17 protein-coding genes and 1 tRNA gene are annotated in these 26038 nt (G+C 71.3%); 11 read left to right on the forward strand and 7 right to left on the reverse strand.

Features of this window, described 5'->3' with window-relative positions; all coding sequences use genetic code 11:
• The first annotated feature begins 42 nt into the window (after positions 1 to 42).
• Positions 43 to 125: transfer RNA gene (locus tag QRT04_RS15785), tRNA-Leu, on the forward strand.
• Between the two features lie 151 nt (positions 126 to 276).
• Here the strand turns inward: QRT04_RS15785 and QRT04_RS15790 are convergent.
• The 6 genes from QRT04_RS15790 to QRT04_RS15815 form a co-directional block, all read right to left on the reverse strand.
• A complete protein-coding gene (locus QRT04_RS15790; protein ID WP_289456564.1) occupies positions 277 to 2430 on the reverse strand; it encodes an alpha-galactosidase in 2154 nt (717 codons plus the stop codon).
• Positions 2431 to 2440: 10 nt separating this feature from the next.
• Entirely contained in the window at positions 2441 to 4108 is a 1668-nt protein-coding gene (locus QRT04_RS15795; protein WP_289456565.1) for a GH39 family glycosyl hydrolase, read from the reverse strand.
• Positions 4109 to 4196: 88 nt separating this feature from the next.
• Positions 4197 to 5219, reverse strand: a complete 1023-nt coding sequence (locus QRT04_RS15800) for an alpha/beta hydrolase (RefSeq protein WP_289456566.1) — start codon at positions 5217 to 5219, stop codon at positions 4197 to 4199.
• Positions 5220 to 5286: 67 nt separating this feature from the next.
• A complete protein-coding gene (locus tag QRT04_RS15805) occupies positions 5287 to 6813 on the reverse strand; it encodes an alpha-N-arabinofuranosidase (protein WP_289456567.1) in 1527 nt (508 codons plus the stop codon).
• Between the two features lie 171 nt (positions 6814 to 6984).
• The gene (locus tag QRT04_RS15810) at positions 6985 to 7989 is read right to left on the reverse strand and encodes a LacI family DNA-binding transcriptional regulator (protein WP_289456569.1); all 1005 of its coding nucleotides are present in this window, start codon (positions 7987 to 7989) and stop codon (positions 6985 to 6987) included.
• 183 nt (positions 7990 to 8172) lie between these two features.
• Entirely contained in the window at positions 8173 to 10455 is a 2283-nt protein-coding gene (locus tag QRT04_RS15815; RefSeq protein ID WP_289456570.1) for a glycosyl hydrolase family 95 catalytic domain-containing protein, read from the reverse strand.
• Between the two features lie 246 nt (positions 10456 to 10701).
• Between QRT04_RS15815 and QRT04_RS15820 the strand changes: the two genes are divergently transcribed.
• The 5 genes from QRT04_RS15820 (at position 10702) to QRT04_RS15840 (ending at position 17391) form a co-directional block, all read left to right on the forward strand.
• A complete protein-coding gene (locus tag QRT04_RS15820; RefSeq protein WP_289456571.1) occupies positions 10702 to 12369 on the forward strand; it encodes an extracellular solute-binding protein in 1668 nt (555 codons plus the stop codon).
• 267 nt (positions 12370 to 12636) lie between these two features.
• Complete coding sequence (locus QRT04_RS15825; RefSeq protein WP_289456572.1) at positions 12637 to 13518, forward strand: ABC transporter permease; 882 nt, start codon at positions 12637 to 12639, stop codon at positions 13516 to 13518.
• A gap of 9 nt (positions 13519 to 13527) precedes the next feature.
• Positions 13528 to 14508, forward strand: a complete 981-nt coding sequence (locus tag QRT04_RS15830; protein ID WP_289456573.1) for a carbohydrate ABC transporter permease — start codon at positions 13528 to 13530, stop codon at positions 14506 to 14508.
• A 142-nt stretch (positions 14509 to 14650) separates the two neighbouring features.
• Positions 14651 to 15205 (forward strand): YesL family protein, encoded by a 555-nt coding sequence (locus QRT04_RS15835; protein WP_289456574.1) that lies wholly within the window; start codon positions 14651 to 14653, stop codon positions 15203 to 15205.
• A 146-nt stretch (positions 15206 to 15351) separates the two neighbouring features.
• Positions 15352 to 17391 (forward strand): right-handed parallel beta-helix repeat-containing protein, encoded by a 2040-nt coding sequence (locus tag QRT04_RS15840; protein WP_289456575.1) that lies wholly within the window; start codon positions 15352 to 15354, stop codon positions 17389 to 17391.
• Positions 17392 to 17484: 93 nt separating this feature from the next.
• Here the strand turns inward: QRT04_RS15840 and QRT04_RS15845 are convergent, their stop codons facing one another.
• On the reverse strand, positions 17485 to 20244 hold the full coding sequence (locus QRT04_RS15845) for a LuxR C-terminal-related transcriptional regulator (RefSeq protein ID WP_289456576.1): 2760 nt from the start codon (positions 20242 to 20244) through the stop codon (positions 17485 to 17487).
• 313 nt (positions 20245 to 20557) lie between these two features.
• Between QRT04_RS15845 and QRT04_RS15850 the strand changes: the two genes are divergently transcribed.
• The 5 genes from QRT04_RS15850 to QRT04_RS15870 all read left to right on the forward strand — a co-directional run bounded on the left by QRT04_RS15850 (position 20558) and on the right by QRT04_RS15870 (position 25926).
• Positions 20558 to 21568, forward strand: coding sequence for a DUF4331 family protein (locus QRT04_RS15850; protein ID WP_289456577.1), 1011 nt, complete (start codon positions 20558 to 20560; stop codon positions 21566 to 21568).
• Positions 21569 to 21579: 11 nt separating this feature from the next.
• Positions 21580 to 21993, forward strand: coding sequence for a cupin domain-containing protein (locus tag QRT04_RS15855; RefSeq protein WP_289456578.1), 414 nt, complete (start codon positions 21580 to 21582; stop codon positions 21991 to 21993).
• 30 nt (positions 21994 to 22023) lie between these two features.
• The gene (locus QRT04_RS15860; RefSeq protein WP_289456579.1) at positions 22024 to 23247 is read left to right on the forward strand and encodes a cation:proton antiporter; all 1224 of its coding nucleotides are present in this window, start codon (positions 22024 to 22026) and stop codon (positions 23245 to 23247) included.
• On the forward strand, positions 23244 to 24383 hold the full coding sequence (nicT, locus tag QRT04_RS15865) for a Nickel transporter NicT (protein ID WP_289456580.1): 1140 nt from the start codon (positions 23244 to 23246) through the stop codon (positions 24381 to 24383). Before QRT04_RS15860 ends, nicT begins: the two co-directional genes overlap by 4 nt.
• A gap of 118 nt (positions 24384 to 24501) precedes the next feature.
• Positions 24502 to 25926 (forward strand): NAD(P)/FAD-dependent oxidoreductase, encoded by a 1425-nt coding sequence (locus tag QRT04_RS15870; RefSeq protein WP_289456581.1) that lies wholly within the window; start codon positions 24502 to 24504, stop codon positions 25924 to 25926.
• Positions 25927 to 26038 lie beyond the last annotated feature (112 nt).

Here is a 26038-nt window from a genome sequence, read left to right on the forward strand (position 1 = left end):
CGTCGCACCTGAGGGGCCCACGGGTCTCCGAGGGTTCACCCTGTCCGGGTGGCGGAATGGCAGACGCGCTAGCTTGAGGTGCTAGTGCCCGAAAGGGCGTGGGGGTTCAAGTCCCCCTCCGGACACTCGTTGAGACAGCGACGACGAAGGCCCTGACCAGCAGAGATGCGGGTCGGGGCCTTTCTCGTGCCCACGCACGAGCCCAGCGTCTCTGCGGAGATCCCGACGTGGCGAGCGACCGAGCGGCCGTCGGCCCGTCAGCCGCGCCCCTCGGCGTCAGCGCGGATCGACCGCGTCCAGCTGCAGGATGAGTGCCTGGACGGGCTGGAGCGTGGGCAGCTGGAGGCCGACCTCGGCAAGGACCCGTCCGCCCACCTCGAACGGCTCCTTGCTCATCCACGCAGGCGTGCACCAGCTCCCCATCCGCGCCCCTCCGATCTCGTCACGGACCCGGACGGTGTAGGTCCGGTCGGGGTCGAGCCCGGTGAGGCGCAGGCGCGGCGCGAGCGCCTCGTCCGCTCCGCGCACGCTGGTCACCGTCAAGAGCGCCCGGGACCCGTCGGGAGCGACGACGCCGCGGACGCGAAGGGCCGGGTCGACGTGGTCGGGGTGGATCACGGTGCCCGTGTGCAGCAAGGGGCGCAGCTCCTTGTACAGCGCCGCGTAGGCGGTCACCCGCTCGAGCTCGTCCTCCGTGCAGCCCATGAGGTCCCACTCCAGGCCGGCGTGCCCCTGGAGGGCGACCGCGGCACGGTACGACAGCTCGGTGGTGCGGCCCGAGACGTGCGCGGGAGACGGCCCGACGTGCGAGCCGATCAGCTCGGGAGGTAGGACGAGCTCGGTCCAGCGGTGCGACTCCTGCCGCTCCACCGGGTCGTTGTTGTCGCTGCCCCACACCCGGTCGGCGTGCGCGAGGATCCCCAGGTCGGTGCGTGCACCACCCGAGGAGCACGACTCGATCTCCAGGCCCGGATGTGCGGCCTTGAGGACGTCCATGAGCCGGTAGGCGGCGATCGTCTGCTGGTGGGTACCCGGACGGCCGTCGTGCACCGGCTCGAGCAGGTCTCGGTTGTGGTCCCACTTGACGTAGTCGACCCCGAGGCGGCCGATGACCTCCGACATCTGCGAGCGCACGTGCTCGAACGCATCGGGGTTCGCCAGGTCCAGCACGTACTCGTGACGATGCGACAGCCCCTCCGGGTCCGGCACCGACGCAGGGTTGTGCAGCAACCAGTCGGGATGGGCTTCGGCCACCTCCGAGCCGAGGCACACCATCTCGGGCTCGAACCACAGCCCGAGCTGCATGCCCAGGCCGTGGACGAGGTCGGCGAGCGGCTCCATCCCGTCGGGGTACTGCACCGGGTCGACGACCCAGTCCCCCAGCGAGGACGTGTCGTCGCGGCGGCCGAGGAACCAGCCGTCGTCGACGACGAACCGCTCCACGCCCACCTGCGCCGCTCGACGTGCCAGCGCCTCGAGCCGCGTCGGGTCGTGGTCGAAATACACCGCCTCCCACACGTTGAGCACGAGCGGCCGCGTCGAGCGCGGGTGCTGCTCACGCGCGCGGACCCAGGCGTGGAAGCGCGCGGAGACACCGTCGAGGCCGGCGTCCGACCACGCGAAGTACGCGGTGGGCGTCCGGTACGTCTCGCCGGCGGCGAGGTGGAGCTCGTGCGGGCGCAGCAGCTCACCGGCGCCGAGGAGCGTCACGTGCTCGGAGACCCGGTCGCACCGGTGGCGCATGTCGGCGCTCCAGCCCAGGTGGACCGCCCACACCTGGCCCGTCGTGCTGAGCGGCTCGCCCTCGGTCGCGAACGTGACCCACGGCTGGTCGTGCCCGGCCCGGCCCCGGCGCGTCTCGCGCGACCATGCTCCCGAGGGCATCGCCATGGTCGTGGGCGCCTTCTCCTGGCTCCATCGTCCGCCGAAGGACGTCAGGCGGTCGGCGGTCTTCGGCACCGGGAGCGTCGCCTCGACGTGCACGACCTCGACCAGCCCGCCGCCGGTGTTCGTCACCTCGTGAGCCACCTCGACGAGACCGCCCGCTCCCACGGCGAGCCGCGACCGCAGCACGAGTCCGTCCGACGTCGCGGTGATCCGGACGCAGGCATCGTCCTGTGAGTGGTCGACGTCGGACACCCGCCATCGCGGGAACACCGGACGACCGTCGCGGGCGAGCAGGAGGCCAGGTCGCCCGGACCACCCGTCACCCTCCTGCGGCAGCAGCGACAACCGCCACGCGGTGTCGAGGGTGCCCGGCGCGGTCTGCCGGGACGTGGCGCACTCCAGCGCGTCGAGCGCCTCGGCCCCGAGCGCACCCAGGTCGGCACCCCAGTGCAGCACCGCGGGCAGTCCCGTGACGGGAACCGAGAGGACGACGGAGCAGCCGTCCCGGGACAGGACGAGGTGCCGAACGCCGGGCGGCGTCACGCGTGCACCGTCACCGCGTCGGCACCGCGACCGCCGTCGGGGCGACCGGGGAGACGGAGGCGACGGCCCAGGCCGGCAGGTCGATGTCGATCTCGAGGACGCCCGACTCCGGGACCGTGACCGTCCACCGGCGCAGGTCGTCCGCGACGGCCCTGAGCTCGGCGGTCTGGGTGCGAGTGAGGTTGAGCGGCTCCCCCATCTGGTGCCACGCCTCCGCGGCGTTGCCGTGCTCCCAGTCGAGCAGCTCCACGCCGAAGACGGTCCCCGGCTCGATGCCCGCGACGGTGTGGCGTACCCGTCGGGCCGTCCCGACCTCCTGGTACGCGCGCGCTGCGGCGTAGGAGTCGTGCTGCTCGACGCCGCGGGTGCCCATCTCGGCGGGGTAGTTGAGGAAGAGCGCGGACACGCGGCCGTCGTCGGACGAGCGGGTGATGATGCCCTGCGCGTCCTGGTGCACGACGCGGTCGCCCAGGCGGTTCAGCATCGCGACGGCGTGGAACGTGGGCTTGTGGATGCCCTGCTCGTTGACGAACCCGAAGCCGCCGTGGAACGGGCCGAGCCCGGCGCCGCCCTCCTCGAAGATGTCCGTGAACGTCCAGTAGGAGATCGAGTCCGCCAGCGCGGCGCCCTTCAGGAACGCGCGCGTGATGTACGTGGCGGCGAAGAGGGTGTCGTGCGTGCGGTCCCGGCTCGACGGCGAGCTCGACCACTCGGTGATGTGCAGCTCGGCATCGGGGTACGGGCTCGCCGCGATGAGCTCCTGCATGAGGCGCAGGTCCTGCTCGGTGGCGTCCACGTGGCGGTGGATGGCCGTGAACCCGTTGCCGGTGCCATCGGCCGCGTAGTCCGTGGGGTAGAGGTGGGTCGAGAGGAAGTCGACCGGGAGGTTCCGCTCGGCGCAGTAGGCGATGAGCTCGCGGACCCAGACCGGCTGCCAGTCGAGCGCGTCAGGGTCGGGTGCCTGGCCGGTGGCGAACTCGGCCGCGCGGTCGTAGTCCTCGCCGGCGTAGCGGGCGTCGGGCACGAACACGGAGGTCGACGGGCCGCCCACCTTCAGCTGCGGGTCGATCGCCTTCAGCGCCCGCGCGGTGGCCTCGTACAGCTCGAAGTACTCGGTGCGCGTGCCGGTCCAGAAGTGCGGCACCAGGTTCGGCTCGTTCCACACCTCGAACGGCCACTGCCGCACCTCCTCGAGCCCGTAGCGCTCGATCCAGTGCTCGACGGTGGCCGTCACGAGGCGGACCCACTCCCCCATGTCCGAGGGCGGGCTGCAGTGCGCCTTCCACCAGAACAGGGTCTCGGTCTGCGTGGCCAGCTCGCGGGGCATGAACCCCAGCTCGACGAACGGGCGCGCGCCGGCGTCGAGGATCATGTCGAACACCATGTCCACGTAGCTGAAGGTGATCAGCGGCTCGGGCAGCTCTCCCGGCGGCGCGAACCCCCCGCCGTAGGTGGCGCGGTACACGAACATGTCGTCGTGGAACAGGCCGTGGAACCGCACGTAGCGGACGCCCAGCACGTCCACCGCCTCGCGGAAGTGCGCCTGCCAGTCGGCGCGCAGCGCCTCGTTGGCCCGGCCGGCACCGACGCACTGGTTCCACACGTGGTTCAGCGGCGCGTCCGACGGCGGCGCGCCGTCCACGCGAAGCTCGTCGAGCGCGTGCGCTTCCTGCGGCATGGAGATCTCCTTCGGTCCACGCGGTGCCGCCTCCGGTCCGTCCCGGCCGGGCACCTCAGGTTGTCCGTGTGTCGTCGGTCGGGGAGGTTCAGGGGTTCGACGGCGGCCGATCCGCAGGGGCGGGTGCGCCCAGCCGCCGGGCGAGATCGTCCAGGGTGTCCCGCGCGGGTCCGAACCCCACCGAGTCGAGGTGCCCGTGCGGCACACCCGCCCGCGTCACCTCGACGACGTCGACGCGTGCCGCGCGGAGCCGCGTGCTGAAGAGCTCGCCGCTCGCCCGGAACGCGTCGAACTCACCGTTCTCGACGTAGGTCGGGGGGAAGCCCTCGAGACGGGCCGCGAGGCCGGGGAACGCCTGGTCGTCGGACTGCTCCGGCTCGCGGCCGAGCACGGTGCGGTTCGTGGCCTCGATCATCCACGCCGGGAACTGGAGCGCGCGCGGAGCGGCCTCCACCGCCTCGGCGAGCTCGGGCCCGAGCGCCGGCACCCAGGGGTGCAGCATCGGGTACACCAGCAAGGTCTGCCAGGGCGCCCGGCCGTCCTCGACGGCTCGCAGGGTCACGGCCGCCGCGAGGAAGGCGCCCGCGCTCGCGCCACCGATCGCGACCCGAGCCGCGTCGACCCCGAAGCGTGCCGGGTCCGCGCGCACGGCGTCGAGCACGGCGGTGCAGTCGTCCTGCGGGACGGGGAACCGGACCGGCTCGCCGCGCTCGTCGACGCGGTCGCCGACGGTGCCGCCGAGCTCGGGCATCACCGGGCACAGGCGGTAGTCGACCGACACGACGACGGCGTCCGCGCGGCCGGCGATGCCGCGGGCGGCCTCGTGCGCCTCCGCCATGTCGAGATCGCCCCACGAGAACGCTCCGCCGTGCATCCAGACCAGGCACGGTCGGCCGCCGTCGGGCGGCGCGCCCACCGGCGTGTAGACGCGCACGGGCACCGGGCCGTGCGGGCCGGGGACCGTCTGGTCGACCACGTTCAGGTCCCAGTCCTCGGGCGGCCCGAACGGTGCCTTCCACTGCGCGACGGCCGCCTCGGGGATCTGCCCGAACTCCGCGTAGTCCTCGACGAGGTGCCGGCGCGCCTCGAGCTCCGGCGCCAGTCGTCTCATCTCCTCGTCCTTTCGATGTCGCCGCCACGGAACCGGTCGGCGGGTGAGGCCTGGTCGCCGCGTCCCATCAACGCAGGTCGAGACCGACGGTCACGTAGGAGTGGGCGGGGAGGTCGACCTCGAGGCCGCGCGAGTGGGGCCGCATGCCGTCGTGCGCCCTCGGCGCGACGGCGTCGCGCCGCTCCGGGGTGTTGTGCGCGTCGAGGGCCGGCGCGGTCAGCACCCGCGCCTCGTGCCCGACGACGTCGCGGCCGCGCAGGTCGAGCACGACCGTGCGGTCGGTGTCGGTGTCGAGGTTCGACAACGAGACCAGCGCGGCGTCGCCCTTGACCGACGCGGACGCCGAGACGAGCGGCAGCTCGGACCCGTCAACGGTCCGGGTGTCCACGCCACGCAGGTGCACGTCGAGCGCGGCGGCGTCGTGGTGCCCGGCGTTCATCGCGAACACGTGGTACGTCGGGGTGAGCACCAGCGCGCCCGTGTCGGGGTCCGTCAGGATCATCGCCTGCAGCACGTTGACCGTCTGCGCGATGTTCGCCATCACGACCCGCTCGGCATGCCGGTGGAACGCATCGAAGTGCACGGACGCGACCAGCGCGTCGCGCAGCGTGTTCTGCTGGTACAGGAACCCCGGGTTCGTGCCCTTCTCCACGTTCCACCAGGTGCCCCACTCGTCCACGACGAGGCCGACCTTGCGGTGCGGGTCGTACCTGTCCATCACCGTCGAGTGGCGGGTGAGCAGCTCCTCCATGCGGTGAGCCCTGGCCATCGTCGTGTACCACTCGTCCGTGCCGAAGCCGGTGGCATCGCCCTTGTCGCCCCACGAGCCCGACATCGTGTAGTAGTGCAGCGACACGGCTTGGAACGGCCGGGCCGGCTCGGCCGGGTCGGCGGCCAGGTCGTCGAACGAACGCATCAGCGTCTCGGTCCAGTGCAGGTCCGCCTCGTTCGCGCCGGCCGCGATCCGGTAGAGAGCGTTGCCGCCGTGCTCGCGCGAGTACGTGGCGTACTGCCGGGCCAACGACGCGAACTGCTCCGCGCGCAGGTTCCCGCCGCACCCCCACGCCTCGTTCCCCAACCCCCAGAACGGCACCCGCCACGGCTCGTCGCGCCCGTTCGCCCGGCGCAGCGCCGCCATCGGCGAGTCGTCCGCCCGGGTCAGGTACTCGACCCAGTCCGACATCTCCGCCACGCTGCCTGACCCGACATTGCCCGACACGTACGGGTCGGCGCCGAGCAGGTCGCACAGGTCCATGAACTCGTGGGTGCCGAACGCGTTGTCCTCGACCACGTCGCCCCAGTGCGAGTTGACCATCCGGGGCCGCTGGTGGCGCGGGCCGATCCCGTCACGCCAGTGGTAGTCGTCGGCGAAGCAGCCGCCCGGCCAGCGCAGGTTCGGGATCGCGATCGCCCGCAGCGCGTCGACCACGTCGGAGCGGATGCCGCGCACGTTCGGGACCGGCGAGTCCTCCCCCACCCAGAACCCGCCGTAGATGCATCGACCCAGGTGCTCGGCGAAGTGCCCGTACACGTGCCGGCTGATCGTGGCGCCGGGCAGGTCGAGGTCGATGATCGCCGTCGTGTTCGTCGTCACTGCTTTCCCATCGGTGTCGTGTTCCGTCGTTGCAGGGCTTCAGCGAGGAGCTCGACGAAGGAGTGCGGGGACGGCGCGGCTGCGCCGCCTGCGCGCAGGCGGGCTCACAGCGGGTCTCCTTCGACCGGACTGCTCGAGGGGCGCGCGGCCGTCCGCGCAGCGGTGCAGCGCCTACGCACCGCCGCGGGTGGAGCCACGCACCACGAGCCGGACCGGTGCGACGACGTGCTCGGCCGGGGCCGGCCGGCCCTCCATCTGCCGCTGAAGGAGGCCCACCGCGGTCTCGGCGACGCCCTGGTGGTTCGCGTCCACGGAGGTGAGGCCCGGCGGGACGAATCGCGCGACATCGAGGTTGTCGAACCCGGCGAGCTGGACGTCGACCGGCACGCGCAGCCCGCGCTCCGCCAGGGCTGCGACGGCGCCGAGCGCGACGATGTCGGTGGCGGCGAAGACGCCGTCGAACGGCAGACCGGACGCGATGACGTCGAGCATGGCATCGCGTCCGTCCGCCGAGGTGAAGTTGGCGACGGGCACCACGTAGCGCGGGTCGACGTCGATGCCGGCGTCACGAAGCGCGCGCTCCCACCCGATGCGGCGGTCCGACGGCATCATGTGTGTCGTGTCCAACGTGCAGCCCAGCGCGAGGATGCGCCGCGAGCCGTGCTCGATCATGTGCGCCGTGGCGAGGCGGGCGCCCTCCTCGTTCGCCAGGCGCACGTGGTTGAAGCGGTCGGGCACGTCACGCTCGCCGAGCAGCACGATCGGCTTGGAGCTGCTGACCCGTTCGAGGTCGTCGCTGTCGAGGCCGGCCACGGACAGCAGGACGCCGTCGTAGAACTGGAGACGTGCGACGCTCAGCGCCGCCATCTCGTGCTCCGGGCTCGCGCTCGTCCGCTCGAGGACGAGATGGCGGCCCCCGGCCTCGATCAGCGGGGCGATCTTGTCGGCCAGCTCGCCGAAGTAGTCGTGGAAGCTGGGCACGACGAAGGCGACGGTGTCGGTCCGCCCCGCACGCAGGTGGCGAGCGGTCAGGTTCACCTCGTACCCGAGAGCCTCGACAGCGGCCATGACGCGAGCACGCGTCTGGTCAGCGACCGGAAGGCGCTCGCTGAGGACGTTCGACACGGTCATCACCGAGACGCCCGCCTCACGCGCGACGTCCGCCATCCGAACCATGCGCATCCTCCTCCCCACCGCATCGTGCCAGCCCAGCGATCTGGAACGAGGCCCCGCGCCGCCCGGCAACGCCGCCGGGTGGCGTCACATTATCGATAAAATGCTCGTTGGCAAACAGGCTCGAGCGAGCCGTGCCGGGCATGCCCCGGGCTGTCCGCCGCGTGGGTCGCCTGACCGTCGAGGCTACGGCGCCACCACGACGGCAGTCTCGCCGGCCCGCAGGGACACGGTTCGCCTGGCCCGCCCCTGGCCGTCGCCAGGCAGCTCGACGACCACGTCGCGCGTGGCCACGGCGTGGATCACCGCGCTTGCCAGAGCTCCGTCCTCCCACTCGAGGTCGACCACGTCGCCACCCCGGACGCGCAGCCCGCGCGCGCGTCCCGACGGCCAGCCGGCGGGCAACGCCGGCAGGAGCGCGACGACCCCGTCGTGGGACTGCACCACGAGCTCGGCGATCCCCGCGACGGCACCGAGGTTCCCGTCGATCTGGAAGACCGCTCCGCCGGGCCATCCGTCGAGGGGATGCAGGTCGAGCAGCGAGCGCGACGACAGCGGGCCGAGGAGCGTCTCGATCGCGCGCTCGGCGAGCGCGCCGTCACGCAGGCGCGCGGCGAGGCAGAGCACCCACGCCTGGCTCCATCCGGTGTACCCGGAGCCCTCGGCAAGACGGAGCGCGAGCGCCGCCCGCGACGCCTGGAGCTCCTCCTGCGGCTCGACCGCGCCCGATCGGTGGCCGGGGAAGACGCCGTAGAGGTGGGACAGGTGGCGGTGCCCGACCTCCTCCGGCTCGAGGTCGTCCGCCCACTCCGCACGGATGCCGTCGAACGCCACGGGCAGCCGCAGCCTCGCGAGCGCGGCGGACGCCTCGCGGACCAGCTCGGCGTCGTCGGCATCCCGGCCGCGGCTGCCGACGAGCTCGACGGTGGAGGTCAGGATGTCGTGGACGAGCTCCTGGTCCATCGCGCTGCCCCAGGTGACGGCGTAGGGCCGGCCGTCGGCGAGGAACGCGTGCTCCGGGGAGCTCGACGGGCTGACGACGAGGGCACCGTCGGAGTGCGGCACGAGCATGTCGAGCGCGAACGCGGCGGACGCGCGCAGCGCGGGGAGGACGCGGTTCGCCAGGAACGCGTCAGCCTCCGGTCCGGGCCCGAGGTAGGCATGGTGCTGCACGGCGTGGTCCGTCAGCCACCACAGCGCGGACGCCCAGTTCACCCACTGCGGCAACCCCGGCACGGGATCGGTGAACCGCCAGAGGTCGGTGTTGTGATGCACGCACGCGCCGCGGGCGCCGTACGTCTCGCGTGCCGTCCGCCGTCCGGCTTCCAGCAGGTCCTCGACGAGATCGAGCAGCGGCTCGTGCAGGGTGCCGAGCCCGCTCACCTCCGCGCCCCAGTAGCTCATCGGGGTGTTGATGTTCGTGGTGAGGTTGCTGCTCCAGGCCGGGCGGACGTCGTCGTTCCAGATGCCTTGGAGGGTGAGGGGCTGAGTCCCAGGGCGAGAGCCAGCCGCCAGGAGGTGGCGCCCGAGGTCGAAGTAGAGCTCGGCCCGCGCCGCCTCCGGGTTGCTCGCCGCCGACGGCGACAGGTCGAGCTCGCACCCTCCCAGCACCTCCTGCTGGTCGAGCACGTGCCGTCGGCGGAGCTCGCCGACGTCGACCGCCAGCGCCGCCTCGACGCGGGCACGCGCGACCGCGGCAAGCGCCTCGACGTCGGCGCTCGGCCTGCTCTGCCACCCCCGGAAGCCGCTCTCGGCGGCGGCGACGAGGGACCCGCCCGACTCGTCGGGAACCCAGGCGACGACGAGGGCGAACCCCATGCCCGCGTCGACGAGTCCGTCGGCGTCGGGGTCGTCGGCCGCGTAGGTGACGGGGGGCTCGCCGTCCACGTAGTGCGGCAGGACGTCGGCCGGCGCGCGGCCGGACATCGTCATCCAGGTGACACCCGCCCCCGACGACGACGACGTCACCACGGGGTGGGGGCTGCCCACGCGCGGTACGGCCGTCGTCGACGGTCCGGTGGCGCGGCAGACGAGCACACGATCGGGGCTGGACACGAAAGTTTCGAGCAGAACGCCTGTCGCGTCGGCGGTCGAGGCGATGCCGGAGAGCAGATGGAGGTTCCGGCGGTACCCCGTCGGGACGTCCGAGCGACCAGGGTCGTACTGCCAGTCGATCCAACCGAGGGGCTGGAACGACTGCACCCAGGCGCTCGCCTGCAGCGCCCGGGCGAGCCTGTCCGCTCGGGCGTGGTCGCCGGCGGCCACGGCGGCGCGCAGCTGCTGCACGTCCCCGGGCGGTCGAGCGTCTCCCCTGGTCACAGGCCCGCCGGACCACAAGGTGTCGAGGTTCAGGCTCAGGCGCTCGGCGCCCACGCCGCCACGGACGGCGACCCCCAGACTGCCGTTCCCGAGCAGGTAGCAGTCGGCGAACCGGGCGGCGGGAGCGTCGTTCTCCAGGACGTGGCGCATGCGGCCTCTCACGTTGCGCGATGTGGCCGTGATCATTTCGAGACGTGCGATGCCTTGACGGCTCGCAAGGGCCTCTCTACTTTAACGCTAAAATCCCGCTCGGGATGAGGACGCAAGGGACGCAAGTCCCGGCTCGCGTCCGATGTGCACGTTCCGGTCAAGGACGACCGGAACTGTCCTCAAGGGAGAGAGACCTCGGTGCGTACCGCGAGAACGAAGTTGTCAACTGTTGTCCTGGCTGCAGCCGTGTCAGTGGGACTTGTCGGATGTACCGGTCACGCCGCCACCGACGCGAGCCCCTCGAAGCCTGCCGTCATCCCCGCGGGCGATCTCGCGGACAAGTCGGGGACGCTGACCCCCAGCAACCCCACCACGCTCTCGGTGTACATCGAGTCGACGCACCAGATCCCGGCTGCCGACAACAAGCTGACGAAGCTGCTGCAGGACAAGCTCGGCGTCACCCTGAAGTACGAGCTCGTCACCCCGGAGAACTCCGACCAGAAGATCGGCGTCATGCTCGCCGGCGGCGACTACCCCGACCTCATCGGCACCGGTGACCTCAAGCTGCGGTTCATCGAGGGCGGCGCGCTCACGCCTCTCGACGACATGCTCAAGACGGGCAAGTACCCGAACGTCGAGGACTACGCCAAGCCGTACATCAAGCAGATGAGCTACTCGGGCGCCGCGACGGACAAGGGCCTGTACATCCTGCCGAACTACAACCGCTTCTTCGGTGACGTCACCGGCGGTACGTACTACGGCCCCGCGTTCTGGATCCAGAAGCGCGTGCTCGAGGACGCCGGCTACCCGGACCTCAGCAACATGACGGTCGACAAGTACTTCCAGCTCATCTCCGACTACAAGGCGAAGAACCCGACGACCGACGGCGCCCCGACGGTCGGCTTCGAGGCACCCGCGCCGACCGGGTCGGAGTGGATCCTGACCAACCCGCCGGCGATGCTGGCCGGCTCGCCGAACAACGGTGGCGTCATCGTCGACAAGGACAACCACGCGTCGATCTACGCCGACAAGGACACCGCGAAGAACTGGTACCAGAGCCTCAACAGCCAGTACAACCAGGGCCTCGTCGACCCCGAGACCTTCACCCTGACGAACGACCAGTTCCAGGCGAAGCTGGCGAGCGGCGCCGTCCTCGGCATGCAGGACCAGGGTTGGCAGTTCGGTAACGCGACCGACTCGCTGCGGAGCGCCCACAAGGACCAGTACACCTACGTGCCGCTCATGCCCGTCAACGACGGTGCCACGCCGTACTACGCCGACCGTGCCGTGATGAACATCAACCAGGGCTTCGGCGTCTCCTCCACCAGCAAGCAGAAGGAGAAGGCGCTCAAGTTCCTCGACATGATGCTCTCCGAGCCGTGGCAGAAGGTGCTCTCCTGGGGCGTCGAGGGCGAGGACTACCAGGTCGGCGCCGACGGCAAGTTCACCCGCACGGACGAGCAGCGCGCCCAGTCCAAGGACCTCACCTGGATGGCCTCGAACAAGCTCATGGCGCTCCTGGACATGATCCCCAAGCACAACGGCACGTTCTCCGACGGCAACGCCTTCAGCCCCGACGACCAGCCGACCGAGTTCTACGCGACGCTGTCCGCGTACGACAAGAGCTTCATGGAGAAGTACAACAAGAAGACCTGGATGGAGTTCGTCAACAAGGCTCCGGAGAACCCGAAGTACTACCCGGCGTGGAACATCAAGCTCGATGACGCGGCCACCCAGGCCAACCAGCAGCTGACCGACGCCGCCGTGCAGAACCTGCCGAAGATCATCGCCGGCAAGACGTCCGACTTCGACAAGAACTGGAAGGCCTACACCGACACCATCGGCCAGATCGACGTCAAGAGCTACGAGGACGCCATCAACCAGGGCATCCAGGACCGCCTGAAGAACTGGTAACGGTTCGTCGCGAGCACTCGTGGTGGGGGGCGCGAGCCCCCCACCACGACACGTTCGTGATCACCACCCGCAGCTCCCGACGACGAGGTTGGACAGATGACTGACGCCACGGTCAGCACGTATGCGAACGCTGGTGGGCCGGAGACGGCCCTTCCGCTCGCGACCAGTTCGCGTGCATCGAAGCGCAAGGCCCGGAAGATCGCCGCGAAGGGCCCCAAGCGCAAGATCACCTGGGACCGGGTCTGGGCGCAGCGAGCCTTGCTCGTGATGGCGGTCCCGCTGCTCCTCTACCAAATCCTGTTCAAGTACGTCCCGGCCTACGGGTGGGTGATCGCCTTCCAGCACTACCGGCCGGGACGCGGCAACGTCTGGAACCAGCAGTGGGTCGGCCTCGAGAACTTCCGCAACCTGTTCACCGGCGTCAATGGCAAGCAGTTCCGCAATGTCGTCCTCAACACGCTCGGGCAGTCCCTGCTCTCCCTGATCGTCGGCACCATCGGGGCCATCGTCCTGGCGCTGCTGCTCAACGAGGTCAAGAACTTTCCGTTCAAGCGCGTCCTGCAGAACATCACCTACATGCCGCACTTCCTCAGCTGGGTGATCGTCGCGAGCCTGGCCGCGGTGGCCCTGTCGCTTCCGACCTCCGGCGGGTTCATCAACCAGGGGCTCATGAACCTGCACCTCATCGACCACCCGATCCTGTTCCTGACCCAGCCGCACTACTTCTGGGGAATCGTCGCCGGGACGAACCTGTGGAAGGAGCTGGGCTGGAACACGATCCTGTACCTCGCCGCGATCACCGCCATCGACCCGACTCTGTACGAGGCCGCCGAGGTCGACGGCGCGGGCCGCTACCGCAAGATGTTCAACATCACGCTCCCGGGCATCCGCCCCACGATCGTCGTGCTGCTCATCATCAACAGCGGCTGGATCCTGTCCACGAACTTCGAGCTGCCGTACTTCCTCGGCAACGGGCTCGTGGCCCAGCGGGCCCAGACCATCGACGTCTTCGTGCTGCATTACGGCTACCAGCTGGGCAACTACAGCCTCGCCGTCGTCGCGGGCATCTTCAAGACCATCGTCGCCATCATCCTGGTGGGCTCGGCGAACCTAGCGGCCAAGCGCCTCAACCAAGAGACGCTGGTCTAGGAGGACCTCATGGCAACCATCGCCTCGGAGCCGGCGACCATCGCCTCGGAGCCTCTGTCGCACGACCCCTCACACGCCCGGTCGCCCCGGAAGAAGTGGACGACCGAACGGATCGTCTTCACGACGCTCAACACGACCTTCCTGGTCCTCCTCGCGGCGCTCATGATCTACCCGCTGCTCAACACCCTCGCCATCTCGTTCAACAACGGACAAGACGCCATCCGCGGGGGGATCGGCATCTGGCCCCGAGTGTTCTCGCTGCAGAACTACGGTGTCGTCTTCCACATGAGCACGCTCTACCAGGCGTTCTTCATGAGCGTGCTGAAGACGGTCGTGGTGGTGGCGACCAACCTGTTCTTCACCTCGATGCTCGCCTACGCGCTCAGCCGCAACGAGTTCATCTTCCGCCGCTCCATCACCCTGATCTTCGTGGCGACGATGTACTTCGACGCCGGGCTGATCCCCAACTACCTGCTCATCAAGGACCTGGGAATGCTCAACAGCTTCCAGGCCTACTGGGTGCCGACGATCATCAGCGCGTTCAACCTCATCCTCCTGCGCACCTACATGAAGTCGATTCCCGAGGAGGTCATCGAGTCGGCGCGGCTCGACGGCGCGGGCGAGTTCCGCACGTGGTGGCAGATCATCATGCCGCTGTGCAAGCCCACGCTGGCCGTGATCGGTCTGTTCGTGGCCGTGGGCAGCTGGAACTCCTGGCTGGACACGCTGCTGTACAACTCGAACGAGCAGTGGTTGTCCACCCTGCAGTACGAGCTGCAGAAGCTGCTGTCGAGCTCGATGGCCTCCGGTATGAACGGCGCCGGCCAGGCGGGCGGCGCGGCTGCCGCAGCGGCCGGCGGGCAGGTCACGTCGCCGATCGCGCTGCGGTCGGCGATCACCATGGTGGCGGCCGTCCCCATCCTGTTCGTCTACCCGTTCCTGCAGAAGCACTTCGTGTCCGGTCTCATGATCGGCTCCGTGAAGGGCTGATGGCGTCGGCCTCCCGCCCGCCGCGGGAGGCCGGCCCCGACCGCACGACCCGCACGTCCGCACACTGAGAGGCCCGACCATCTTCCGTTTCAACCCCGCGTCGCGACTGTGGCGCGTCCTGGACTCGCTCGGCTCCGTCATCGTGATCAGCCTGTTCTGGCTCCTGAGCCTCGGTCTCGTCGTGACGGCAGGAGCAGGAACGGTGGTCGCCTACGAGGTGTGCCGCCGTTACGTCCTGGGCAAGGACGCGGGCCTCTGGGCAATCGCCACGAAGGCCTGGCGGCAGAGCTGGAGGCAGGCGACCGTCATCGGCCTGCTGGCCGTCCCGGTCGCGGCCGCCGGCATCCTCACGCTCTCCTCCCTGCCCACCCTCGGTCTGGCCCAGGTCCTGGTGCCGCTCCTCGTCGTCGGGCTCTTCCTCCTGCTCCTGCTCTTCTGGTGCCTCCCCCTCGAAGCCCGCTTCACCAATCCCACCTGGCGCCAGGTGCGCAACGGGCTGACCTTGGGGCTGACGACGCCCAGCCTGACGTTCCTGCTCGCGATCGCCGTGGTCCTCGCGGGCGTCGCCATCTGGAACTTCATGCCCGCGGCATTCGTCGCACCCGGCCTGATCCTCGTGTGGTGGTGCTACCTGCTGGAGCGGTTCTTCGTCGCTCGGGGGTACGTGCAACCCGAGCCGGAGGAGGCGGAGGTCTGACGCGAGGCGACGCGAGCCGGTGTCCGGTACCGGCCCTCGCCTCGTCGGATACCGTCCTGCCGCCGAGACGCGCGACGCTCTGGCGGGCGCCTACGAGAGGCGCGCGCACCACCACACGACTCCGGTGATCTACGAAAGGCGCTGTCGTGACCGTCCTGCATGTCACCACCACCGGCTCCGACCGTGCTGACGGGTCGGCCGACGCCCCGTTCCGCACCATCAACCGGGCCGCTCAGGCTGCCCTGCCGGGCGACACCGTCGCCGTGCACGAAGGCGTGTACCGCGAGTGGGTGAACCCACCGCGCGGCGGCACGGTCGACGCTCCGATCACCTACCAGGCCGCGGTGGGCCCGGACGGCCGCTTCGAGCCCGTCACGATCTCCGGTGCCGAGGTGGTCACCGACTGGCGCCCCCAACCCGGCGCCGAGGGCCGCGTGTGGATCACGGAGGTCCCGAACGCCGTGTTCGGGGCGCGCAACCCGTACGCGGAGCGCATCGGCGGGGACTGGTTCTTCGACCAGGTCAACACCTGGCACACCGGCGAGGTGTATCTCGACGGCAAGTCGATGTACGAGTCGCTGACTCTCGGCGGCGTCGAGCACCCGGAGGTCACCCCGGGCTCGTTCGACCCGGAGGGCTCGCTGCTGACCTGGTACTGCGAGGTGGGCGACGACGTCACGACGATCTGGGCGAACTTCGGGGGTGCAGACCCGGCCGCGCACGAGGTCGAGATCAATGCGCGCACCTTCGTCTTCTGGCCCGAGGCGACGGGAATCGACTTCGTCACGGTGCGCGGGTTCACCCTGACGAAGGCCGCCACGCAGTGGGCCCCGCCCACCGCGCTGCAGGAGGGCCTGATCGGCCCGCACTGGTCGAAGGGCTGGGTGATCGAGGACAACACGATCACCGACTCGAAGAACGTCGGCGTCTCGCTCGGCAAGGAGGCCAGCACCGGTCAGAACGAGGCGGCCGCGGGGCCGCACGGCGCCAAGGGCGGCACGCAGCGCGAGCGCGAGGTGATCCAGCGGGCGCTCGTGCTGGGCGGGCCTGGCGCGGGCGAGCCGCACCCCTGGCACCGGGACCACGTCGGCTCCCACACCGTGCGTCGCAACACGATCCGGGACTGCGAGCAGGCCGGCGTCGTCGGGCATCTGGGGGCGGCGTTCTCGACCATCGCCGACAACCACATCTCGCGCATCCACGTGAAGCGGCAGTGGCACGGTGCCGAGGTGGCCGGAATCAAGCTGCACGCCGCCATCGACACCGTGATCAGCGGAAACACCATCCACCACACACACCGAGCCCTGTGGCTGGACTGGCAGGCGCAGGGCACCCTGGTGCGGCGCAACGTCTTCTACGCCTCGACCGCCGAGGACTTCATGGTCGAGGTCTGCCACGGTCCGTACCTCGTGGACTCGAACCTCTTCCTGTCCCCGTGGTCGGTCAAGGACATGTCGACCGGCGGCGCGTACGTGCACAACTACTTCGCCGGGCGCATCGCGAACTGCACGGAGCACCAGCGGTACACGCCGTACCACATGCCGCACTCGACGGCGGTCTACGGCGTCTCGAACATCCTCGGCGGCGACAACCGGTTCTACAACAACGTCTTCGTCGGTGACGGCGCCGCCGGCGAGCGCACCGAGCCCGGCGCCCAGGCCGAACCGGCGCTCGCCAGCTTCTGGTCCGGCGCGGTCGACATGGACGGCGTGCCCGGCCAGGCGACCTTCGTGCCGACCCCCGTGGGAACCTCGCAGTACGACGCCTACCCGACATCGCAGGAGTACCCGAACGAGCACGGCAGCGCCTTGGCCGGGCCACGCCTCCCGGTCTGGATCGAGGGCAACCTCTACGCGGACGGCGCCGAGCCGTTCCGCGAGGAACCGACGGCCCTCGTGATCGGTACGTCACCGGTGCGCGTCGACGTGGTCGACGCCGAGGCCGGGACCGTCCGGGTCGCCGTGGACCACGCGGGCGACCTCGACGTCGTCGCCCCGGTGACGACCGCGCGCCTCGGGACGAGCTACCAGGCCGAGATGCCGTACACCCATCCCGACGGGTCCGATCTGGACCTGAGCGCCGATGTCTTCGGGATCCCACGGGACCAGGTCGTGCCCGGGCCGTTCGCCGCATCGGCACCCATGACCCGGATTCTCGCCGCACCGGGCCCGGCTCGTCCGCGGTAGACCGGGTGGCGTGACCGCCCGTCGTCGAGTGGGACGGGCCGGCGCCTCGCTCACGCTCGGGGCCCCTGACCTGCGGCGACGTGGGACGGGGGCTCACCCGCCGGCTGCGTCGAGCCCCAGGACGAGGTGCAGCTGGCCTCGCGAGGCGATGCCGAGCTTGGGGTACAGCCGGTAGAGGTGCGAGGACACGGTGCGGTGCGACAGGAACAGCCGGGCCGCGATCTCGCGGTTCGTCAGCCCCTGGGCCGCGAGCCGGGCGACCTGCAGCTCCTGAGCACTCAGGAGGGACCACGCGTCGGGCTTCTTCTCCGCGATCTGCCGGGCGCCGGCCGCGGTCAGCTCGCGGTGGGCTCGCTCGACCCAGGCCCGGGCGCCGAGAGCCTCGAACGTGGACGCCGCCGACCGCAGCAGCTGCCGAGCTCGCACGCTCTGACGGTGCCGGCGCAGCCACGCGCCGTAGAAGAGGTCGCGGCGCGCCTGGTGCCACGGCGTCGACGGCACCGCGCAGCACTCGGCGTAGCGCGCGTCGACGTCGTCGTCGGCCGCGAAGAGCCGCGCGAGGGAGACCGCGCGGAGCACCCCGGGCGCCGGGGTCGGCCGCACGAGCTCCTCGACCTCCCGCAGCGCCGGGAGGGCCTCGTCGAGCCGGCCTGACATCGCCGCCGCCTCGAGGTAGTAGTCGACGGCCCAGACCGACTGCGGCATCTGGAAGGCGCTGTCCTGCCGGTCGAACATGCGGGCGAGCTCGGTGCAGGCGCGCGACGGGTCGTCGGCCCCGAGGGCGGCCAGCCCGCGACTCAGCTGCACGCCGTTCATCAGCGAGGCGTTGCTCGTCGCCACAGCCACCGCCTCGACCTCCGCCGCGATCGCCTCGGGTTCGGTCGGCGTGCCGCGCAGGCCGCCGAGGTTCGCTCGCGCCAGGCGCGCGCAGGCGAGCCAGACCGGCTGGTGCGTCTCCGCCGAGAGCCTCGCCGCCTCCTCGGACGCCGTGAGCATCACGTCCCACCGCCCCATGTAGAGCGCCGAGAAGGCCTGCAGGACGAGCGCGGCCGCGAGGAACCCCAGGCGACCGTCCCGTCGCAGGCCGGTCGAGGCCGCGCCGGCGAGCTCGAGGGACCGCGTGAAGTCCCCGATGACGAAGCCGGCCTGGCTGAGCAGCGCGACGACCTCGTCGTCGAGTGCGGTCTCGTCGACCGCGCGGATGGTCGACATGACGGCGTGCCCGGACGCGAACGGGGTGAGGAACGAGCTGACGACCAGTTGCAGGAGCTGCTCCTGCGGGTCGTCCCCGAGGCGGGCGGCCGCCGCGCTGATCGCCGGCCCCAGCAGGTCGGCCGTGGCGCCCCAGTAGGTGTTCCGCCCCGCGACGACGAGCAGACCGGCGGCGAGGGCGCCCTGACCGACCGCGATCGCCGCCTCGGCGGACGCGACGAACCGGTGCACGGCGTCCGCCCCCTCGGGGACCCCGTCGTCGAACGCCATCTCCAGCAGGACCAGGCGGGCGCGGTCCGCAGGGTGCAGGTCGCCGGTGCGCAGCTGCTCCACGCGCTCGCGCACCTCGACGTACCGGCCCATCTCGAACGCGACCTCAGCGACGCGCAGCAGGCGGTGGTGCCGGATCTGCGCCTCCTCGGACAGCCGCGCAGCGTGCTCGAAGAGGGTGTGCGCGAGCACGACCGAGCCCTCGGCGGAGCAGAGCTCGGCGACGGCGTCGCAGTGGGACGCGATGGCCTCGTCGGGCTGGACGACGGCCGCCGCGCGGTGGCACGCCTGTCGGGCCGGCTCGTCGGGCATCACCGCGGCCAGGGCCTCGTGGGCGCGGCGACGCTCGGTCATGGTCGCCTGCGCGATGACGGCAGCCCGCACGAGGGGGTGGCGGAACCGCACGCTCGCGTCGTCGACCGCGAGCACTCCCGCCGCCTGGGCGAGGTCGAGGTGCGCCGACACCTCCTCGGTCCGAACGGCTCCCGCCGCGGCGGACGCAGCGACCGTCACCGCCACGTGCTCGCCGTCCTGCAGCGCCGCGACCAGGCACGCCAACCGGGCGGCGTCCGGGAGGCCGCGCGCGCGTTCGCCGAACGCGTCCTGGAGCCGTCGCGTCAGCTTCGGGGTCGACCCCAGCTGGCTCTGCGCGAGCGTGTATGCCTCCACGTCCGCGGGGGTCAGCTCCTGGAGGGCGAGCGGGTTGCCCTCGGAGAGCCGGACCAGGCTGCTCACCTTGCTGTCCTCGAGCTCCGGGAAGCGCCGGCGGACGATGCCGGCAGCGCTCGCGTCGTCCAGACCTTCGACGTGCAGCCGCGTCGAGTCGTCGCGGAGCAGGTCGTCCGCCTCCCGTTGCGCGAACACGACGCCCACCGCCAGGTCGTCCAACCGGTGGCCCACGAACTCGATGATGTCCAGGCTGCTCGGGTCGAGCCACTGCCGGTCGTCCACGATCAGCAGGAGCGGCGAGCGCCACGCGGCGTCGGCCATCAGCTCGAGCACCGCCAGTCCGACGACGAACCGGTCCGGGATCCGCGCGCCGTCCACGATCCCGAACACGCCGCGCAGGGCGGCACGCTGACCCGCGGGCAGCTCGTCGATCCGCGGGAGCAGCGGGCGCAGCAGCCGGTGCAGAGCGGCGAACGAGAGGTGCTGCTCCGACTCGGTGCCGCGCGTGCGGAGCACCGTCACGTCCTTCGCCCGCGCGCGGGCGGCCATCGTGTCCAGCAGGACGGTCTTGCCGACCCCGGGGTCGCCGTCGATCCTCACCAACGGCCCGTGCCCCGCCAGCAGCTGCTCGATCGCCGCGTCGAGCACCGCTGTCTCGTGCACGCGGTCGACGAGCGCCGCGCGCGTCTGCAACGACGTCACGGCGCCAGGCCATCCTCGCCGGCGGGCACCGGTGACGTCGTCCGGCTGCACTGACTGTGGCGCATGTGAACCACCTCGGGAGAGCCGGAGCCCTGCTGACGCCTGGATCCTAGCCGCCCTGGCCTGGTGTTTTGCAGGTTCTGACCGGATTTGTCCGTGCAGTCAGATGACGGACGCAGGGACGCGTGCGCCGGGTCTCGCGCGGGTGCGCCGCGGCCGTGGGGCGCCGCGCGGTGCAGTCACGTGACCGAGGCGTCCGGGAGCAGTGCGGCGGGACGGTGACCGAGCACCCCATGCCACCCAGGAGGTCCCGATGTCGCACCACCTCGACTCACCGTTGTCGCGCAAGGACTCCCGCCTGAACGTCACGGACACGTTCGTGTTCGACGGCACGGAGGGAACGGCGTTCGTCATGGTCACCAACTCCTCGCTCGCCGGCGACGCCCGGACCCCGGGCTTCCACCCGGAGGCGCGCTACGAGTTCCGCGTGCACCTCGACGACTCGCCGACCGAGTCCATCACCTACACGTTCACGTTCGGCGAGGAGTCCGCGGGCACCCAGCAGCTCATCGTGAACCGGGTCGCCGACGGCTCCGACGTCGTCATCGCCGAGGGTCGCACCGGCCAGCTCATCGAGGGCGACGGCGCGCGCGTCTGGGCCGGCGAGGCCGCCGACCCGTTCTACCTCGACCTCGGGCACCTCGACCACGTCCTGGCGGGGTTCCAGCACGAGCAGCCCATCGACAACGGCGACTGGACGCCCGCGGCTGCGGCTTCGAGCTTCACCGGGAGCCGGGTCGACGTCATCGTCCTCGAGATCGGTGCCGGCGACGCAGAGCTGCGGCCAGACCGCCGGATCGGCGTGTGGTCGACGACGCACCTGGCCACCGACGCGGGCGGCTGGCGCCAGATCAACCGCAACGGGATCCCGATGATCTGGCCGCTGTTCCTGGCCCTCGGCGGTGACGACGACAGCCAGGAGTACCACCGCGACACCGAGGCTCACCCGTCGCAGGACCTCGACAACGCCGGCGAGCGCGTCTCCCGGATGGTCGCCGCGGCGGTCCGCCGGACCGGTGTCGGCGACCCGGAGGCGTACGCGCGGCGCGTGGCGCGGCGGCTGCTCCCCAACGTCCTGCCGTACACGGTCGGCACGCCGGCGGCCTTCGGGTTCGCCGGGTTCAACGGCCGCGCCTTGGCCGACAACGCCCCCGAGGTCATCTACGGCCTGGTGACCAACTCGGCCGTCCCGACGGGTCTCACGGCGGACGACGCCGCGGAGACGCGCCAGGACACCTTCCCCTACGTCGTGCCGTCCGCCTGAGAGGACCTGCCATGGACGAGTTCGGATCCACCCGCACCGGCGAGACCGCGCCGGTCCCCGACCAGCTGCGCACCCTGTTCAACCGCCCGGACGACGTCCGGGTCCAGGTCCTGCCCTGCCAGCTCCCGGGGTTGCGGTCGATGGCCGTCCACTTCGGCGCCGGCGCCCGCACCGTGCCGCACGTCCACCACGGCGGCCAGCACCTGGTCTACGTCGACGGCGTGGGAGTCGTCGGCGATGACGCCGGCGTCCACGTCGTCCGACCCGGTGACGTCGTGAGCAGCCCGCCCGGCGCATGGCACTGGCACGGCGCCGTCCCGGGCGAGGGCGCCACCCACGTCACCTTCGAGCAGCCCGGCGACTTCGACCGCGAGGTCGAGCGCCGCGACTGGGAGTCCAGCTACCCCGACGACCTGGGAGCGTGACGTCGTGACGGGAGCCGCCGAGGTGCCGCCGTGCTGACCTCGGCGGCTCTCGTCGCCGTCGTCGCGTTCGTCTCGCCGCTCGCCGTCAGGATGCTGCGGCTGCCCGTGCCCGACGTCGTGCTGCAGATCCTGCTCGGGGTGCTCATCGGGCCGCAGGTGCTCGGCTGGGCCTCCGTCGACGGGCCCGTGCGGGTCCTGTCGCTCGTCGGCCTGTCGTTCCTGCTCTTCCTGGCCGGCCTCGAGCTCGAGCCGAAGACGCTGCGCGGTCGACCGGTTCGCCTCGCGGCGGTCGGGTTCGTCCTCTCGTTCGGGCTCGCGCTCGCGCTCGGGCAGGTGCTGGGCGTCGTGGGCCTGGTGCGCTCGCCCGTCCTGGTGGCGGTGATCGTGTCCGCGACCGCCCTGGGCATCGTCCTGCCGATCCTCAAGGACGCCGGACGCCTCGAGGCCCCGCTCGGTCAGATCGTCGTGGCCGGAGCCTCGATCGCCGAGGTCGTGCCGGTGGTCCTGCTCTCGCTCCTCTTCTCCGAGCACGCCGGCGGCATCGTCTCCCAGCTGACGCTCTTCGGCGCGTTCGTCGCCCTCGTGGGGGTCGCCGCGATCGTGTTCGTCGGCCTCGACCGGTGGACGTGGGTGCGGCGGACGCTCGTCGCACTGCAGGGCACGACCGCGGAGATCCGGGTGCGTGCGGCCGTCGCGCTGCTCATGACGTTCGCGGCGGTAGCCGCCGCCTTCGGGCTGGAGGCGATCCTCGGCGCCTTCCTGGCCGGTGCCACGGTCGCGTTCCTCGACCACGACGACCATGCCGACCACGAGCAGTTCCGGCCCAAGCTCCAAGCCGTCGGCTTCGGCGCCCTCATCCCGTACTTCTTCGTCGCCACCGGCATGAGCCTCGACGTCCAGAGCCTGGTCGACAACCCGTCGACCCTCGCCCGGGTGCCCGTCTTCCTCGCGGCGATCCTGGTCGCACGCGCGGTCCCGGCGCTCGTGTACCGGCGGCAGCTGGGATCGACCCGTGACTCCGTCGCCGCCGGCCTGTTCCAGGCCACCACCCTGAGCATCCCTGTCGTCGGCGGGCTGATCGGCATGAGGCTCGGTCTGATCCGGCCGGAGAACTACGTCGCACTGGTGACGGCGGGCCTCGTCTCGGTCGTCGTGTTCCCCCCGCTCGGCCTGCTGCTCGCACGCCCTCGCCCGCATGACCGCCACGCTCCCGAGCGCCCCGGCGCCGTCGCCCTCCAGGAGGAGACACCGTGACCACGACCGCCGCGCGACCGGGCACCACCGTCCTGTCGCCCGCCGACACGCGATCCCTGTGGTGGATGGGCGGCACCGTCGTCCTGCTGCACCTGGTCGGCTTCGGCCTGCTCCTCGGTGTGGTCGCGCCGCAGCACCTGCGACTCGGCGGAGACCATGCCGCGCTGACCGTGGGCGTCGGCCTTCTCGCGTACACGTTCGGGCTGCGCCACGCCTTCGACGCCGATCACATCGCTGCGGTCGACAACACGACGCGCAAGCTGCTCGCCGAGCACCGCGCCGGTGGCAACCCAGGCCGAGCGCCACGCCGGCCGCTGTCGGTCGGCTTCTGGTTCTCGCTCGGGCACTCGACCATCGTCTTCGCCCTGACGTTCCTCCTGATGCTCGGTGTGAAGACCGTCGCCCGGTCCGTCGCAGACGGCGGCTCGACGCTGCACACGGTCACCGGACTCCTGGGGCCGTCGATCTCCGGCCTCTTCCTGTCGCTGCTGGGCCTCGTGAACCTCGTCGGCCTCGTCGGGCTGCTCCGCGTGCGCCGGCACCTGCGCGACGGCGGCCGCAGCGAGGAGGAGCTCGAACGCTGGCTCGGCTCGCGCGGCCTGCTCAACCGGGTCCTGGGGCGCGCCCTGCGGATCGTGCGCGAGCCGTGGCACATCTACCCGGTGGGCGTGCTGTTCGGGCTCGGCTTCGACACCGCGTCCGAGGTCGCTCTCCTCGTGCTCGCCGGCGGCGCGGCCGTGGTGAGCCTGCCGTTCTACGCGGTCCTCGTGCTGCCGGTCCTGTTCGCCGCCGGGATGTGCCTCATGGACACGCTCGACGGCGTCTTCATGAACGTGGCCTACGGCTGGGCCTTCGACCGGCCGGTCCGCAAGGTCTTCTACAACCTGGTCGTGACGTCGATCTCGGTCGCCGTCGCGCTGGTGATCGGCGGGATCGAGCTCGTCGGGGTGTTCGCGGACCGGCTCGACATCACCACGGGCCCTCTGGCGGCAGTCGCCGGGATCCCGATGGACCTCGTGGGCTACGGGACCGTGCTGCTGTTCGCGGTCGCCTGGGTGCTCGCCCTCGCCATCTGGAAGGCCTTCCGCATCGAGGAGCGCTGGACGGCCGACCTGCTCGCGGACACCTCCACCTGATCTGCCGTGAGTAGCGCGCTGACGAAGCCCCGGTGCGGACCGCCACCGGTATGACGCACGTCACGTCACGAACGAATACGCTGCGCGGTCGACCCACCCGGACTGATCGGAGTGTGCTGTGCGACGGATTCTCATCGTCGGTGGCGGTTACGCCGGCTTCTACACGGCGTGGCGCCTGGAGAAGAAGCTGCGCCGGGGCGAGGCGGAGGTCACGCTCGTCGACCCGCGCGGCTACATGACCTACCAGCCGTTCCTGCCGGAGGTCGCGGCCGGGTCGGTCGAGGCCCGCCACGTGGCGGTCTCGCTGCGTGCTCACCTCCGCAGGACGCACGTCGTCACGGGGCACCTGACGGCGCTCGACCACGCCCACCGGACGGCCGCCGTCCGGACGACCGACGGCGACGCCATCGACATCGCCTACGACGTCGTCGTCGTCACCGCCGGCGCCGTGACGCGCACGTTTCCCGTCCCGGGCCTGCGCGACGAGGGCATCGGCCTCAAGCACGTCGAGGAGGCCGTGGCCGTGCGCGACCGTCTGCTCACGTCGATCGACGCGGCGGCCAACGAGCCGCCGGGGCCCGAGCGTGACAAGCACCTCACCGTGACGGTCGCCGGTGGCGGGTTCACGGGGGTCGAGACGTTCGGCGAGCTGTTGGCGCTCGCGACCGACCTGCTCGACCCGTACCCCGAGCTCAGCGCCCAGGACCTGCGGTTCCACCTCGTCGAGGCGCGCGACCGGATCCTGCCCGAGGTCACGGACCGACCGGGGAGATGGGTCGTCCGGCACCTCGAGGCCCGCGGCGGGCACGTCCATCTCGGCGCGCAGATCGTCTCGGCCACCGGCGGTCACATCGTGCTGTCGACGGGCGAGGAGTGGGACACCGGCCTGCTGATCTGGACCGCCGGCAACGGCGCGCACCCGGTCGTGGCGAAGCACACCGACCTGCCGGTCGACGAGCGCGGTCTCGTGGTCGTCCGCAGCGACCTGCGCGTGGGCACCGAGGACGCACCGGTGCCCGACGCCTGGGCCGCAGGGGACAACGCCGCGGTGCCGGACCTCGCCTCGCACACTCCCGGCGCCCACGTCGTGCCGAACGCGCAGAACGCGGTCCGCGAGGGGAAGCTCCTCGCCGACAACCTCGTCGCCGATCTCCGCGGACGGCGCGTCCGGCCGTACGTGCACCACAGCCTCGGCACGGTCGCGACGCTCGGGCGCCACCACGGCGTGTTCCAGTACCACCGGCTCGTGATCACCGGCTGGCCCGCCTGGGTCATGCATCGCGGCTACCACGTGCTCGCGGTCCCGACGTGGGAACGCAAGGTGCGCGTCGCGCTCGTGTGGGCGTCGACCGGGCTGTTCGGACGCGACATCGTGTCGCTCACTGGCGTCGAGCACCCGCGCGAGGCGTTCCTCGCCGGCGGCGACCCCGACGTGCTCGTCCCTCGGCGCACGGCGCGGAGGCGCCCCGCCCTCCGCGGGTTGTCGGGCGGACGGCAGGAGCAGGTCAGCCCCGCACCCACCAGGCGCAAGAGGTCAGCGTGACGGTCGTCGTCCTCGGCGGAACGGGCCGCATCGGGTCGCACGTCGCCTGACGCGGGCTCGGCCTTGACGACCGACGCGGGGCACGCGCACCGGGCCGTCGCCCGGGGTGCAC

Source organism: Cellulomonas alba (assembly GCF_030362835.1).
Taxonomy (GTDB): domain Bacteria; phylum Actinomycetota; class Actinomycetes; order Actinomycetales; family Cellulomonadaceae; genus Cellulomonas; species Cellulomonas alba.

Coding starts and splice junctions, on each gene's coding strand:
- QRT04_RS15830 (WP_289456573.1), top strand. CDS start 13,528: ATGGCAACCATCGCCTCGGAGCCGGCGACCATCGCCTCGGAGCCTCTG.
- QRT04_RS15850 (WP_289456577.1), top strand. CDS start 20,558: ATGTCGCACCACCTCGACTCACCGTTGTCGCGCAAGGACTCCCGCCTG.
- QRT04_RS15825 (WP_289456572.1), top strand. CDS start 12,637: ATGGCGGTCCCGCTGCTCCTCTACCAAATCCTGTTCAAGTACGTCCCG.
- QRT04_RS15810 (WP_289456569.1), bottom strand. CDS start 7,989: ATGGTTCGGATGGCGGACGTCGCGCGTGAGGCGGGCGTCTCGGTGATG.
- QRT04_RS15855 (WP_289456578.1), top strand. CDS start 21,580: ATGGACGAGTTCGGATCCACCCGCACCGGCGAGACCGCGCCGGTCCCC.
- QRT04_RS15815 (WP_289456570.1), bottom strand. CDS start 10,455: ATGCGCCACGTCCTGGAGAACGACGCTCCCGCCGCCCGGTTCGCCGAC.
- QRT04_RS15795 (WP_289456565.1), bottom strand. CDS start 4,108: ATGCCGCAGGAAGCGCACGCGCTCGACGAGCTTCGCGTGGACGGCGCG.
- QRT04_RS15800 (WP_289456566.1), bottom strand. CDS start 5,219: ATGAGACGACTGGCGCCGGAGCTCGAGGCGCGCCGGCACCTCGTCGAG.